This is a genomic window from Gemmatimonadota bacterium, assembly GCA_022560615.1.
GTDB lineage: Bacteria > Gemmatimonadota > Gemmatimonadetes > Longimicrobiales > Gaopeijiaceae > UBA1138.
This window is the reverse complement of sequence record JADFSR010000005.1, coordinates 66,760-80,468: the sequence shown is the minus strand read 5'-3', so window position 1 is coordinate 80,468 and position 13,709 is coordinate 66,760. Positions and strand designations below refer to the sequence as shown.

13 protein-coding genes are annotated in these 13,709 nt (G+C 64.8%); 8 read left to right on the top strand and 5 right to left on the bottom strand.

Going from position 1 to position 13,709, the window contains the following annotated elements:
* The first annotated feature begins 20 nt into the window (after positions 1 to 20).
* The 8 genes from IIB36_04850 to IIB36_04815 all read left to right on the top strand — a co-directional run bounded on the left by IIB36_04850 (position 21) and on the right by IIB36_04815 (position 7,525).
* A complete protein-coding gene (locus IIB36_04850) occupies positions 21 to 287 on the top strand; it encodes a hypothetical protein (GenBank protein ID MCH7531078.1) in 267 nt (88 codons plus the stop codon).
* Positions 257 to 670 carry a hypothetical protein gene (locus tag IIB36_04845; protein MCH7531077.1) on the top strand — a complete coding sequence of 138 codons (414 nt, stop codon included), beginning with the start codon at positions 257 to 259 and terminating at the stop codon, positions 668 to 670. The genes IIB36_04850 and IIB36_04845 overlap by 31 nt, the downstream gene beginning before the upstream one ends.
* Positions 671 to 687: 17 nt before the next feature.
* Complete coding sequence (locus tag IIB36_04840) at positions 688 to 1,719, top strand: alpha/beta hydrolase (protein ID MCH7531076.1); 1,032 nt, start codon at positions 688 to 690, stop codon at positions 1,717 to 1,719.
* Complete coding sequence (locus tag IIB36_04835; protein MCH7531075.1) at positions 1,713 to 4,052, top strand: carbohydrate binding family 9 domain-containing protein; 2,340 nt, start codon at positions 1,713 to 1,715, stop codon at positions 4,050 to 4,052. Before IIB36_04840 ends, IIB36_04835 begins: the two co-directional genes overlap by 7 nt.
* A gap of 18 nt (positions 4,053 to 4,070) precedes the next feature.
* A complete protein-coding gene (locus IIB36_04830) occupies positions 4,071 to 5,717 on the top strand; it encodes a TlpA family protein disulfide reductase (GenBank protein MCH7531074.1) in 1,647 nt (548 codons plus the stop codon).
* A gap of 36 nt (positions 5,718 to 5,753) precedes the next feature.
* A complete protein-coding gene (locus IIB36_04825) occupies positions 5,754 to 6,032 on the top strand; it encodes a hypothetical protein (GenBank protein ID MCH7531073.1) in 279 nt (92 codons plus the stop codon).
* A 63-nt stretch (positions 6,033 to 6,095) separates the two neighbouring features.
* A complete protein-coding gene (locus tag IIB36_04820) occupies positions 6,096 to 6,284 on the top strand; it encodes a hypothetical protein (GenBank protein MCH7531072.1) in 189 nt (62 codons plus the stop codon).
* Positions 6,285 to 6,403: 119 nt separating this feature from the next.
* Positions 6,404 to 7,525 carry a hypothetical protein gene (locus tag IIB36_04815; protein MCH7531071.1) on the top strand — a complete coding sequence of 374 codons (1,122 nt, stop codon included), beginning with the start codon at positions 6,404 to 6,406 and terminating at the stop codon, positions 7,523 to 7,525.
* A 76-nt stretch (positions 7,526 to 7,601) separates the two neighbouring features.
* Here the strand turns inward: IIB36_04815 and IIB36_04810 are convergent, their stop codons facing one another.
* From IIB36_04810 to IIB36_04790, 5 genes are all read right to left on the bottom strand, one after another.
* Entirely contained in the window at positions 7,602 to 8,522 is a 921-nt protein-coding gene (locus IIB36_04810; protein MCH7531070.1) for an SUMF1/EgtB/PvdO family nonheme iron enzyme, read from the bottom strand.
* Positions 8,510 to 10,084, bottom strand: coding sequence for a hypothetical protein (locus IIB36_04805; protein ID MCH7531069.1), 1,575 nt, complete (start codon positions 10,082 to 10,084; stop codon positions 8,510 to 8,512). Before IIB36_04805 ends, IIB36_04810 begins: the two co-directional genes overlap by 13 nt.
* A gap of 113 nt (positions 10,085 to 10,197) precedes the next feature.
* Positions 10,198 to 10,620 (bottom strand): hypothetical protein, encoded by a 423-nt coding sequence (locus tag IIB36_04800; protein MCH7531068.1) that lies wholly within the window; start codon positions 10,618 to 10,620, stop codon positions 10,198 to 10,200.
* On the bottom strand, positions 10,572 to 12,011 hold the full coding sequence (locus IIB36_04795; GenBank protein MCH7531067.1) for a Gfo/Idh/MocA family oxidoreductase: 1,440 nt from the start codon (positions 12,009 to 12,011) through the stop codon (positions 10,572 to 10,574). The genes IIB36_04800 and IIB36_04795 overlap by 49 nt, the downstream gene beginning before the upstream one ends.
* Positions 12,008 to 13,636, bottom strand: a complete 1,629-nt coding sequence (locus IIB36_04790) for a GMC family oxidoreductase (GenBank protein ID MCH7531066.1) — start codon at positions 13,634 to 13,636, stop codon at positions 12,008 to 12,010. Before IIB36_04790 ends, IIB36_04795 begins: the two co-directional genes overlap by 4 nt.
* Positions 13,637 to 13,709: the final 73 nt, after the last annotated feature.

The window sequence follows — 13,709 nt, the reverse complement described above, 5'->3', positions numbered from 1 at the left end:
TAAGCCGCTTACGTTACTACATGGACGATTCGATCCGAAGCTACCTGGCCACCATCGGCCGCGCAGGCGGCCGCAAGAGCCGCCGCACGCTGGATCCGGAGACCGCCCGAGACATGGTTCGAATCCGGGAGGCCCGACGCGCGTACCGGCGGTTCCACACGTCGTGCTTCTGGTCGTACCGGGCAGACCTGACGATCGGTAAGGATGACGTGCTCTGGGTGGCTGAGACGCTGATGAAGAATGGAGGTCGTGAGGCGTGGCGGGTCGCGACGGCACTTTGCCGCTGACCGAGTTCCAGGGGAAAATCCTCGCCGTGGTCGCTCAGACGCGAGCGCCGGACAGTTACCTCGCTGGCGGCGCGGCGCTCCACTTCGCTCCCAACTCTGTTCGCTACAGCAACGACCTGGACTTCTTCCACGACTCAGTGGAACGGGTCGCTACGGCGTTCGGCGCGGACGCCAGGCTGTTGGAAGACGCCGTAGCTCCACTCTTCGATGAGCTGTATCAGAGTGTCAGCTCGGGGAACGAAGCCCGGATCGTGATCGAGACCTGCAGCGCGGACGACTACCGAGACCGGTTGGAGAAAGAGCTGGCCGAGCTCGCCGACGAGGAGATCTGGCGCGCGGGGAAGCAAGTGCGCTCATTGAGGCCGGAAGCATCCGGAACCTAACTCTGGGAGACGACTGAATGATCATGCGAAACACGCTTCGGCCGTATCGATTGGGGCGGTACCTATTGGCTCTGGTCATGCTGTCGTACGGCGGCCGGCTGCAGGCTCAGTCGGCTTCGCCGCCGTCCGAACCTCCTGCGGACTGGGGCCCCGTCTCCATCAACATGGAAGACGTGCCCTACCCGCATCCCGTGAGATTCCTCGATCGGAACCTGTACGGCCAAGATGTGCGGATCGCATACATGGACGTGGCGCCCGTCGGCGAGCCCAACGGCCGGACCGTCGTCCTGTTGCACGGCGGGAGCTATTACGGGTGGTACTGGGAAGCCACCATCGAGGCGCTTCGCAACGAGGGGTACCGGGTGGTCGTGAAGGACCGCCTCGGATGGGGCCGCTCGTCGAAGCCGATCCTGCCGTACAGCATGAACCTCCACGCGTCGAACACGCACGCGATTCTGGAACATCTGGGTATCTCCAAAGCGGCGGTGGTCGGCCACTCCATGGGTGGGCAGATGGCGAGCCGCTTCGCCTTTCTGTATCCCGAGACGACGACTCATCTCGTAATGGTGAATGCGATCGGGATGACTGATTCGCGGCTGGGGCGTGGCTGGAGGGAGCCTTCCGGCGGGAGCTCGACGCCTGATCTCCAACAGGTGTATGAGCGCAACCTGGCTACCGAAGTACGCCGGGTCGTGGAGTGGAAGCCCGAGTTCCTGGAGCACGTGCGCATCCGCTACGGCATGGTCCTGAGCGGTGAGTGGCCCCGCCTGTCCTTGGTTCGGTCCATGGCCAACAACGCCCGTTCGATCGATACAGTGGTGAACGACTGGCCTCAAATGGCGACCAAGGCGATGATCATCGGAGGCGCGGAGGATGGGCCTAATTTCCCGGCAATCGCTCGAAACGCCGCGGAGTCACTCCAGAATGCCGAGCTGGTCCTCATCCCGAACGTGGGGCACAACCCGCACCTCGAGGTACCGGACATCCTCAACCGAGAGTTGATCCGCTTCCTGGCGTCAGACCCAGTGGCCGTGACGGGAAGGTGGTAGCACGCTCCACGCCCCGACTCCGTGTCGGCCCCCTTCTACCGCTCGGGCTGCTACTGGTCGTTGCACCCATGCAGCTATCCGGTCAGGCGGAAAGCGAGCGGCTCGAACCGACCCCTAGCGTAGCGAGTCCGAGCCTGGCGGAGTTGGGTCTTCTGCCGGGGCGACCGCGAATCACCCCGACCAGGACGGACACCCCCCCCAAGATCGACGGATTCCTGGACGACGAGGTGTGGCGCACCGCCGCCCACATCACTGAATTCACCCAGCAATCACCGTTGGATGGCGCCCCCGCTACAGAAGAGACCGACGTCTACATCGCCTACGACGCAGAGTACATCTACTTCGGTTTCCACGCTCACTACGAAGACCCCTCGATCATGAGGGCGAATCTCGGCGAGCGCGACCGGGCGTTCTCGGACGACCTCATGACGGTCTATTTCGACACGTTTCTGGACCAGCAGCGGGGCTACGACTTCGACGTCAACGGGTACGGCGTGCAAGGAGACGGAATCATGTCGGCCGCTCGTCGTACTGGTCGCGGCCGTGGCGCCGCCGCGATGGCGATTCCTCCGGCGGATCGATCCTGGAACGTATTGTTCGAGACCGGCGGCCAGATCGTGGAGGACGGATACACTGCCGAAATGGCGATTCCTTTCAAGAGCCTTCGCTACCCGACCCCCGCCGAGGGCGAGCCGCACCGGTGGGGATTCCAGATCGTGCGGGAAGTGAAGGGCAAGGACCAGGAGAATCAGGTCTGGGCGCCGATGTCTCGAGACGAGACGAGCTTCTTCGCCCAGATGGGGCTGCTCGAAGGGATGACCGGCCTCTCCACCAGCAGGAACCTCGAGATCCTCCCGACCTTCACCGCGATCCAGTACGGTGACATCGACCCGACCCGACCAGCGTTCGTCAATCAGGACACCGATCCCGATGCGGGTGTGAACGTCAAGTACGGGATCACTACCAACCTCACCGCCGATTTCGCGGTCAACCCCGACTTCTCACAGATCGAGTCTGATCGGCCGCAGATCGAGGTCAACCAGCGCTTCCCGCTCTTCTTCTCGGAGCTGCGACCGTTCTTCGTGGAAGGCGCGGAGATCTTCGACATGCGGGGCCCCGTGACCTTCGTGCACACGCGCACCATCGTCGACCCGGACTACGGCGCGAAGCTCTCCGGGCAGGTGGGGCGGTTCTCGATCGGCGTGCTGACCGCGAATGACCGAGCGCCCGGGAAGGTCGATGACCCGGCGGACGCCGCCTTCGACCAGACGGCCCAGACGTTCATCGCGCGGGCGCGCTACGACCTGTACACGGAATCCAACATCGGGACCATCGTCACGGACCGAGAGTTCCTGGACGGCTACAGCCGCCTGATCGGCCTGGACGGGAACTTCCGCCTGACTCCGACAATCACCGCCGTTTTCGTTGCGGTGGGCTCGCGCTACAAGGACATCGGCGGGGGCGCCGAAGTGGAAGGCCACATGCTGGCGACCCGGATCGGTCAGACCGGTCGGAACGTGCGCTGGTCGATCTTCGCGTACCAGACATCGCCCGATTTCGACACCAAAGTTGGCTTCGTCCGCCGACGGGACGTTCGCAACATCACGAACAGCCTCGAATACCGCTTCTGGCCGGAGAGCTGGATCATCAACTGGGGACCGCAGATCACCTACACGCGGAACTACGACTACGACGACATCCTCCAGGACGAGAATCTCTCGGGGCGGATCAACTTCTCCTTCGCGCGCAGCGTCAGCCTGAACGGGAGCGTCAGCCGCAACATGGAGCGCTTTGGGGGGATCGACTTCGACAAGACGCGCTTTTCAGTTGGAGGGAACGTCAATACGAGCCGCAGCTACTCGTTCGGGGGCAACTTCTCCATCGGCGATCAGATCTACTACCTCGGGCCCTCCATCGGCCACCAGGTCAACTGGAGCGTGAACAGCACGCTGCGCCCGCTCGACCGCCTGCAAACCCGGTTGAGCTTGAACTCCCGGCGTCTCACCGATCCGTCCAACGGCGGCGCTGAGCTGTTCGACGTGACGATCATCCGGGGCACGACGAACGTCCAGTTCACCGAGCGTCTGGGCATGCGCAACATCACGGAGTGGAACACGCAGGACGAGACGTTCGACTTCAACGTGCTGTTCAACTACAGAATCAACGCCGGAACCGTGTTCTTTCTGGGCTACGACGACCACTACCAGCAGGCCGATCTGATCGAGGGCGACAGCGACGGGGACGGCCTACAGGAACAGCTCTTCTTCACGGAGGGACTGCGCCGCACCAGCCGCGCGATCTTCGTCAAGCTCCAGTACCTGCTTCGGTACTGACTTCGGGAGCCTGACTCTTTGCTCGCTCCGGGAGACTCCGCGCCGGACTTCACGCTCCGCTGGCTGGACGGGACCGATTGGCGACTCGCGGAGGCGGCGGCAGAGGGTCCACTTCTGCTCACGTTCATCGAGACCGACTGCCCCACCTGCCGGCTCACGCTCCCGTACCTGAAGCGCCTGGCCGAGGCGCTCGGCGCTGACAGCCATCGGGTCGTGCTGGTCTCGCAGGACGGCGCCGAGGAGACGCGCGAGCTGGTGGAGAATTATGGCGTGACCTTCCCGGTGCTCCTGGACGCCGATCTAGATGTGAGCCGCAGCTACGATCCCCCCGCCGTCCCGGCGCTGTTCCTCATGAGCGACGGGGGCCGGATCGAGCTCTCCGAGGTGGGCTTCCACAAAGAGGGCCTCAACTCGGTGGCCGCACGAATGCTCTCGAGCCTGGGACTTCCCCTTCGCACGGTGGCGGAGCTCGACGATGGCGCTCCGCTGATGAAGCCTGGGTGCTCGTCCCGCCACCTCGAGTCCGCGGTTATCGGCGGACCCGCCGGGCTGGACGTCGCCGCGCCTATAGAGTCGTCACCCGAGCCGATCGATCTGCTACCGGAGCGGGCACCGCGGGCCACGCGCCTCACGTTGGCCGTGGACGAGGACCCGTACGAATACTGCATGAGCGCCGGTTTTTCGCCCTTCCTTCCCGTGGTGCCACCTACCGTGGAACGGGTCGATGCCTTCCTCGCAGCGGTCCCACACCCGCCGGATCGTGTCGTAGCGCTGGTCCCGCCCTGCTACGGAGCTGCCACGATCGAGAAGATCGCCGCCAACGCGGTGATGGCGGGCTGCAAGCCCGAGTACATGGAGGTTCTGCTCCCCGTGGTCAGGGCCGCTTGCGACGAACGCTTCAACCTGCATGGCGTGCAGGCCACGACGAATTCCGCTACTCCGTTGATCATCTTGAGCGGACCGGCCGCCAAACGCCTGGGCTTCGCGAGCGGGGCGGGCGTATTCGGAAACGTGGCTCGGGCCAACAGCTCCGTGGGCCGGGCGCTCCAGCTCATGATGGCGAACCTGGGAGGCGCGCTCCCCGGTGAGATCGACATGGCGGCGCTGGGGAACCCCGGACGCTTCTCGTACTGCGTGGCCGAGAATCACGAGCACAGCCCGTGGCAGCCTCTGCACGAAGAGCTCGGTTTTGGCCGGGACGAGAGCACGGTCACACTTTTCGCCGCGGGGGGGCTCATGGAGGTGAGTGAGCACACGGCGCGAACCGGCGCTGGAGTGCTGCGCACGATCGCCGCCACGCTCTCCATGGTCTGGAGCTGGAGGACGTGCGGGCGCGTCGAGGCGGTGCTCGTATTGTGCCCGGAGCATGCGGCGACCTTGAGCTCCGACGGATTCTCGAAGAGCGACGTGCGCGACTTCCTCTTCGAGCACACCGGTGTTCCCCTGCGGGCGTTCGAGCATGAGGGCACGGAGGGTAGTCAGGCTCGTGGTCTCTACGAAGAGGTCCTGATCGACGGTGAGCCCCACTATCGGAAATTCCAGGACCCCTCGCAGATTCGCATCATCGTGGCGGGTGGCACGGCCGGAAAATTCTCCGGGGTTCTGGCGGGTTGGTTGGCGGGACCGGAGGGCTCTCAGAGCGTTACCTACCCGCTCAAGTGGTAGGGACGCAGAACGTACAAGTACAAGTTAGGAGGTCCGATGCCTACATTGGTGAACCCTCTCGATGAGCGCTCTCAAGGAGTGAAGCCACCGGCGCTCAGGCTCGACACCCTCGAGGGCAAGACCCTCGCCCTGCTCGACATCAGCAAGCCCAAAGGGAAGGAATTCCTGGACCGGCTGGAGCAGCTCCTCAAGGAACGGTACGGCGTTGCGAAGATCGTTCGCGAGATCAAGCCGACCTATACCAAGCCCGCTTCTGGGGCGCTGCTCGAGAGGCTCGCTTTCGTAGACGGAGTGATCGAAGCGCTGGCCGACTGAGGCTCCTGCACAACGTGCAGTTTGCACGACAGCGTTCGACTCGAAGAGAAAGGAATCCCCTCCGTGCCCTTGGTCACGGACGAGTTCCGCACTGCCGCGAGGGTGCAGGCGAGCCGCCTCGGCCGGCCCGACCTGGACGCCGTGTTCGTTCCGCATCCCATCCAGGATCAGACTCGGGCCGAGATCGAGGCCCGGGCGGACGCCGTGATCGAGGAGGTTGTCGCACAGCTCACCGGCCGCGGAGACTCCTGAGACGTGATACTCGTCACCCTGCTTTGTTACCCTTGCTTCCTTGCCCCGCCTCCCCACGCCATCTAGTCTGCCCCATCCGGGTCAGGGGCAGAGGAGGCCTGTAACAGGTGAGGGGCGTCATGACGGTCGTGAAACCAGTGGGGTCGACCCTTGCGGTGGGGTGCGTTCTGGCCGCTCTCGCATGCGCTGAGTCCGTTGAGAGGGAATCAGAGCCGCAGTCAGAGCCTATAGGGGATGCGGTCGCTCTGGTCCAAGAACCGATCAACGACCTGCCCAATCCCTATGATACGGAGGACGGGTGGGGGAAGCTTCCCGACGGCAGGACGTGGGGATCCACGGCGGGGGTCGATATCGATCCCGACGGCGTACACGTGTGGGCGATCGATCGATGTGGAGGAAACAACTGCGCGTCGTCGGACCTCGATCCGATTCTCAAGTTCGATCCGCAGGGCAACGTCGTGGCCAGCATCGGCGGCGGGCTGCTCATCTTCCCTCACGGCCTCCACGTAGACCGGGATGGCAACGTGTGGGTGACCGACGCTCAAGGACCCAACGGCACCGACGCGAACAGGGACGGCAAAGGCCATGTGGTCCTCAAGCTCAGTCCCGAGGGTGAAGTTCTGCTGACGCTCGGTCGGCCGGGGGTCGCGGGCGACGGCACGGACGAGCTGCTCAATACGCCCTGCGACGTGGTAACGGACGACGACGGAAACATATACGTCGGCGATGGCCATGGAGGCCAAAGTCCGGATGCGCCTCCGGGCACGGTCGCACGCATCGTCAAGTTCGACCGGAACGGAAGGTTCATCACTTCGTGGGGAGGCTTGGGATCAGGACCTGGTGAGTTTCGCACTCCTCACGCTTTGGACATCGATTCCCGAGGCCGGTTGGTCGTCGGAGATCGCGGAAACAACCGCCTGCAGATCTTCGAGCGGGACGGCACCTACATCGAAGAGCTGAAACAGTTCAGCAGACCGAGTGGCATCTATATCACGGACGACGACACGATCTACGTCGCTGATTCAGAGTCGGAATTCGACGAAGTGCGCAACCCTGGCTGGAAGCCTGCCATCAGGGTGGGGAGCCTCAGGGACGGCATCGCCAGGTTCTTGATCGACGGAACGGTCGCCGCCTATCCCGATGGCTCGAACCCGGAAGGAGTGGCCGTCGATGCAGCGGGTAACGTGTACGGTGCAGTCGTGTCGGGTGGTGGCGCGCTCCTCAGATCCGTCAGGCGCTAGAATCAACTCCGCCTGGACGCGTCCTCGACTCTGTTGCCTCGGGCTCGCCGTCGCGACGGCGTTCCTAACCCTAGCCCTACCGTGAAATCGATACGCGGAACCCGATGAACGGCCGTCGAGCGCCTGGGTCGGCACGCCCGCGGTTGGCAGTGCGGACGAAGCTCTCGGGATCCCCGAACGAGCCGCCACGCATCACCCACAGCGCCTCCGCCTCGAGGCCGACGCCGTCGTCCGTCGCGTCGTAGGGGTAGGGCTGATAGGGGCTCCGGGTCCACTCCCAGACGTTGCCGGCCATGTCGGAGAGACCGAAGGCGCACTCCGGGCATTCGTAGCTGCCCACCGGTGTCGTGCTTCTTCCGCCGTAGTTGGCGCGGTCCCGCCTGGGCTCGTCCCCCCACGGATACACTCGGCCGTCGGTACCCCGCGCGGCCTTCTCCCACTCGGCCTCCGTCGGCAAGGAGATGCGCCACCCGTCGCGGAGCAGCGCGGCAAGCCGTGGCGGTGTCGCTGACGACTCCCCCAGCGTCGCGTCGAGCCAGCGAGCGTAGGCGAGCGCATCGGGCCAGGAGACGGACCTCGCAGGATGATCGGGAGGCGCCTGAAGCGCCTGCGCATCTATCGTGTACGCTGTGGCCTCGACGAACGCACTGAGCTGAGCGACCGTGACCTCGTACCGCCCCATGTAGAAGACCGGCAGCTCCACCGTTCCCTGCGCGCTCGAGCTGGACCACCGCTCGATGTCGAAGGCGCGCACATCGACGCTCGGGTCACTACCCATCAGGAACACGCCGGCCGGAATCTCCACGAAGCCGAGCAGCTCCTCGTCGGGGAGAAACCAGGCGTCCGCTCGAAAACCGGCGACCTCGCCGAGAGCGGCACGGGGCGGTGGGGTGCTCGCGGCCTGCGCAGGCGGGCCCTGCGAGAGTCGTAGAGCGATCCACACGGAGGCGACGATCACCAAGAAGGCGAGCGGAACCGCGCCTTTCATCGACTGCACGCGAAGGCCCAGTCGTGATCACACGCGCGGGCGTACAACTCCTGCTCAGACATCTCCATCAGGTTCTGGCCCGCCTCTCGCAGCAGCAGTCTGAGATCGAGGAGCCGGGGGTCGGTGCGGTTGAAGCCACCCGGGTCCAACAGGTTGACGCACGCGGCCTGGAACCGGAGTTCGCAGGCTCGCGCGAGGTAGCCGCGCGCCAGCTCGGAATCGGAGGCCACGATTTCCCCCTGCGCGAAGTGTATGCCGAGCTCGTTGCACGCCCATGCCGAGTTGTCGCCGCAATACGTGGTCTCCAGCTGGATCAACCGGGTGCAAGCGTTGGAGCGGCCTTCCGCGCACGCCTGCTCCCAGAACGGCAGGCTGTCACCCGTGTGCTTTCCGTCGGTCCTTCCCATCGCGGTCATCGCTCCGAAGAACACGATCCAGGCGGCCATGTGCGCCAGGTTGGCGCGCAGGGGAGCCCATTTCAGCCGCCATCGTGCGAGCACAGGGCTTTCCCGCGCGACGTGAACCAAGCTGTCGATCCCACGAACGCTCAAGTTCAGAAGCGGCACGGCCAGGAGCTTGTCGTAGAACGTCGGCGCCCCGGCGGCCCCCAGGACCATGTAGAGGCCGAACACACCCGCTCCGTACAAGCCTCCGAAGAGGAGCTTCCCGGGTGATGTCCGCGGCGACGTGGACGGGTCGGTTATCAGGAGATGGAGGCCGAGGAAGACCGCGGCGGGGATGTCGGAGTCGAGGAAGTAGGGGACCCCCGTCAGAGACGCGTACAGTGCGCTCAGTCCGAACAGCACGGCCGCGGCGGAACCTGCGACGAGCGTGATCGAGAAGAAGTACATCACGATCAGGCCCAGCAGGAACAAGTACAGGTAAATCAGCGGCGCGAGCGTCAACGTCGAGGCGATCTCCTGTCCCCAGGTGAGGTCGGTCGCGCCCGTAGTGATCAGCACGAGCGAGAAGAGTCCGAGCGCGAAGGCGGACGGGTTGAAGATGTGCACCTTCCGGCCTCCGCGGTGCCAGCGCACGAGCTCTTTCCCGAGGAAGCCGACCCCGATCATCAGGAACTGCAGGTAAAACCAGTCGTCCCTGAACCAGAGGAAGAGGTTGATGCTGAAGATGATCGGGAACGGACCGAAGCCCAGCACGTACGTCTCGCGCCGGGACCACGCGAGCAGCATGTCGAAGACGTAGGCGAACACGAGCTGCGCGGCCAGCAGCAAGGCGAAGTCGTAGACGGGTCGCCAGTACCATCCCCAGTAGGCGAATACCGCGACCTGGACCAGCGCCTGCACATAGTGCTGTGGGCGGAGTACGCTCTGGAGCGACCGGCCGGCGGAAGTACTCCGGAGTCGCAGGAAGAGCGCGGTCTGCCATATCAGAAGCGCTCCGGCCGTACCCCAGAACGACCACGCGAGACGAAGGTTGCCCTGCACGCGTGGCAGGAGCGACAGCACCAGCAGGCCGAGCGTCAGCGCCAGCGGCAGATAGAGCACCCGCCGCGAGGTCGGCGTTGGCGTAGCCCGAGCTTTCGCGGAACGCCGTCGTCGGGCAGCTGACATGGAGCCTCTGGTGCGGGGATGAGTACCGCAGTCGAAGCCGCGGTCGCGCACTTTCGCGGTGGGTCGAGAAGCTAGGACTGGCGGTTCGCTGGAGGAAGGAGGCGCTCGGCATGCTACATCGCCCGGAGTGATACGAACGCCAGACCGAAGGACGCGAGCACGCTGACCCAGATGAGTACGTACAACGGGACGAAGTATCGCCGTCGCTCGAGCATCGCCGGAAAGAGGATCGGCTTACGCGCGAACTTTCCCCTCGGCGTCGACGGGAAGAAGAAAGTCTTGTACGTATCGAGCGTCGCGACGGTGAATCCGATCGCGCACAGCGCGATGAGCGGGTAGCTTTCGGTGAAGTTCGAGACCAGCAGCCCGTAGATCGTCGCGACCACGGGGCTCCGGAAGAAGTTGAGCGATTCAAAGCCCTCGATCGGGGCGTCCTTGAATGCGCCACCGAACGCCGAGTACCAGCCACCCGCGCTTGAAACGAGGATCAGGCTCCAGAGCGGCGCGGCGACACCTGGCTCCGGCTGAAGCGCCATGGTGCCCGTGAGCAGCGCGAGCCCAGCCCCGTGACGAGCCCGAGCCCCACCGCGAGACGTGTGCCTCGATTTTGGACGACTAGACCCATCACGTGGAGCTGCATCGGGATGAAGTACTTCGATTGGTCTTCGTCGCGGACGAACGTCTTCCAGAACTTCGTCACTGCCCGCTCTAGCGCGTAGGTGAGACCGAAGAGGAGCACGATCCCGGAGGCGGTGGTTGAGTCGATGCCGGTGACCGCCGCCGCGAGCGGCGCGAGCATCACTCCTACTAGGATGCTCCGTAGGTATTTGGCGACCGTGAAGCCCTCGTGGATCGAGTCCTTGAACATGCCCCAGGTGGCTATGTGCCCGCCGACGGCCAGGCCCACGAGAATTTCGGTGATCAGGTTCAAGCGGTCCTCCCATGCGAAGATGATTTCAGGTGGAGCCGGCATACGCCGACCGGACGAGCTCCACGTCACGTCGGGCGTCTGCGAGCGTGAACTCTGGTGGTGTGTTCGTCGTGAGGGCCCGGATGAAGTCTCCGAGCATCGCGCGGTACCCGGCGATGTCGGTGAGACCCGGAGCCCAGAGGCGTGGCCGGGGCCCACTGCGTAGCACGAAGAGGCCGTTGGACTCGAAGAGGATCGAGCCACGCGTCCCCCAGATCCGCGAGAGCCTGAGGCCCCGGAGTGTGCTCGGGATCTCCCACGAATAGGTGAGAACGCCCACAGCGCCCTGACGGTATTCAGCGACGAGCACCACGCTGCGCTCGTGCTCCGCGGGGGCGTCGGGGAGGTAGCAGCGTACGTCTTTCGAATCTCTAGGCCGAGATTCGCCATCAGGCTCACCCAGTGGATGCCGCCCTCGAAGAGGGCCCCGCCCCCCGCGCGTGCGGGATCGGCACGCCATCCTTCGACCGGCTGCCGCTTCACCGCGTTGATTTCGATGATCCGCACCTGGCCTAGTACACCCGACTCGATGACGTCTCGGAGGCGGCGACGCAGCGGTTTGTAGAAGTAGTTTTCGGCGACCAATACCATCCGGGATGCCTCGGACGCTGCCCGCTCCACTTCGTCGAACTCCCCACCTGTGAGGAAGGCGGGCTTTTCCACGATGACATGCTTGCCGAACGCCAGGGCCTGCAAAGCCAGGTGACAGTGGGTGTCCGGGGGCGTCGTCACGAAGGCGGTGTCGAACTCGTCGTCTCTGAGCGCTTCGTCCCAACTCCCCGCGAAGGCGCGCCCTCCGAAGGTGTGAGCCAACTCCGCCGCCTCGCCCGCCGATCGGCTGAAGTAGCCGAGGCGCACGGCGGGGAAGCGCCTCGCGAGCACTTTCGAGTGGAGGCGGGTGGCGTAGCCCGAACCGATGAACAGGATTCCTGGCGCCGAGCGCGGCCGCGCCGTCATCGGTCGATTCCCATGAGCACTGGGAGGGTCCGGAGCCTCTGCGCACGAGAGCGATGGGTACCGCGCCGCTCGTTCTCGGCAATGTGTTGTCCCGCCTTGAGCGCGTCGGCCGCGATGGTGAGGCTCGGATTCACCCCTCCCGAGCGGGGCATGAAGCTGCCGTCGGTCACCCAGAGGTTGTCGATGCCCCGGAAGCGTGATGTCGGATGCAGCGGGGACGTTCTCGGGTCCGGCCCCATCCGCAGCGTTCCCACTGCATGCGAGAACGTGGTGAGCCGGATGCCGTGCGTGAAACGAGCCCCGGCGTTCTTCAGGATCGCTGTGGCTACCTGCGCGAGCGAGCGCCGGGCGTGTACGTCTCGCCACGTGTATCGATGTGTGACGATCGCTCTTGGAAGCCCATACCGGTCGGTGCTCGAGCGGCTTAACGAGACTCCGTTTTCTCTCCGCGGCTCGTCCTCGGCGATCACCAATAGTCCTGTGCACCGATCCGCGAGCGGCTCGGCCACGCCGCCCAGGAAACTCGGTGCGATCTCTCGCACCAGCCCCGTGGGCGGCGGATGGATCGACTGAATGCACCCGAGTTTCGGCTCGCCCTCGTTTCCTCCGTAGAAGTCCAGGATTCCGACCTGCTTGTGAAAGGCTCTCGAACCTTCGAGCCGATGGGGAAAGAGCCCGAAGACGATCTTGTTGCAGTGCCGCATGAGGCATTGACCGACCCAGTCCCGAGCCGGAGAGGAGGCCTCGAGCCCCGAGCTCAGGATCAGGTGCGGGGAGCCCAGGGCGCCCGCCGCGAGGACGTATCGGTCACCGCGGAAGATCCGACGGCGTCCCGTGGCGCGATCCACAGCGACGACACCCTCGATGAGGCCTCCTCGCCTCAACAAGCGAACGACCACCGTGTTCGAGACGAGCGCGAGGCCTTGCCTCACGAGGGACGGAAGCACGGCGGTACTAGGGTCGCGCTTGGCACTCACCGCACAGGCGTAGCCGTCGCATGTGCCACAGCGTCTGCACGCCGACTCTTCCTCACCACTCTGACCGAAGTCGATCGCCAGGGGCAAATAGGAAGGTCGGAGCCCCAGCTCGGTCGCCGTGTTCCAGATCAAGCGGGCCGGTCCTTGTACGTCGGGCGTCCGGCGAGGGTATGCCTCACTCCGCCATGGCTCTGTCGGATCGTGGCCCTGTCGACCTGCGACGCCGAGGATTCGCTCTGCCCAACCGTAGTAGGGCTCGATCGCTCCGTACCCGTAGGGCCACCGGGCGTCTGCCTGGGCCGCGATCTCGGGGCATTCGCCGAAGTCAGCCTCGCGCATACGGTACGCGACACCGCCGTAGAAGACCGACGCTCCGCCGACGCATTGGAACGTGCCCTCGCGGCCAGGATCGTCTCCGCGCACGACGTAGTGGCCCTCCATCGTGTAGTAGGGGCTGAGCTCCAACGAGGCCGCGGGTGCCCAGTTTTGGGGCCCGCGGAGAACCGGCGGCCCGCGTTCGATCATCAATACGCTGAGCCCGGCTTCGACCAGCGCGTAGGCGGCCATGGAGCCGCCCATGCCGCTGCCGACGATCACGACGTCATATCGCATAGAGGCCCGATGGTCGCTCGAAGGGTGCTCGTTCATCTGACGGTCCTTGCTTCAGAGGGCGAGAAAACCGCAGTCCACGGTTCACGCCTGAACGCTAGGAGCCCACGTC

Excerpts from the sequence above, each read along its gene's own strand:
- IIB36_04800 (MCH7531068.1), bottom strand. The coding sequence starts at position 10,620 with ATGGCGCTTCAGCCGGAGCCAGGTGTCGCCGCGCCGCTCTGGAGCCTG.
- IIB36_04815 (MCH7531071.1), top strand. The coding sequence starts at position 6,404 with ATGACGGTCGTGAAACCAGTGGGGTCGACCCTTGCGGTGGGGTGCGTT.
- IIB36_04805 (MCH7531069.1), bottom strand. The coding sequence starts at position 10,084 with ATGTCAGCTGCCCGACGACGGCGTTCCGCGAAAGCTCGGGCTACGCCA.
- IIB36_04825 (MCH7531073.1), top strand. The coding sequence starts at position 5,754 with ATGCCTACATTGGTGAACCCTCTCGATGAGCGCTCTCAAGGAGTGAAG.
- IIB36_04840 (MCH7531076.1), top strand. The coding sequence starts at position 688 with ATGATCATGCGAAACACGCTTCGGCCGTATCGATTGGGGCGGTACCTA.
- IIB36_04790 (MCH7531066.1), bottom strand. The coding sequence starts at position 13,636 with ATGAACGAGCACCCTTCGAGCGACCATCGGGCCTCTATGCGATATGAC.
- IIB36_04850 (MCH7531078.1), top strand. The coding sequence starts at position 21 with ATGGACGATTCGATCCGAAGCTACCTGGCCACCATCGGCCGCGCAGGC.
- IIB36_04795 (MCH7531067.1), bottom strand. The coding sequence starts at position 12,011 with ATGACGGCGCGGCCGCGCTCGGCGCCAGGAATCCTGTTCATCGGTTCG.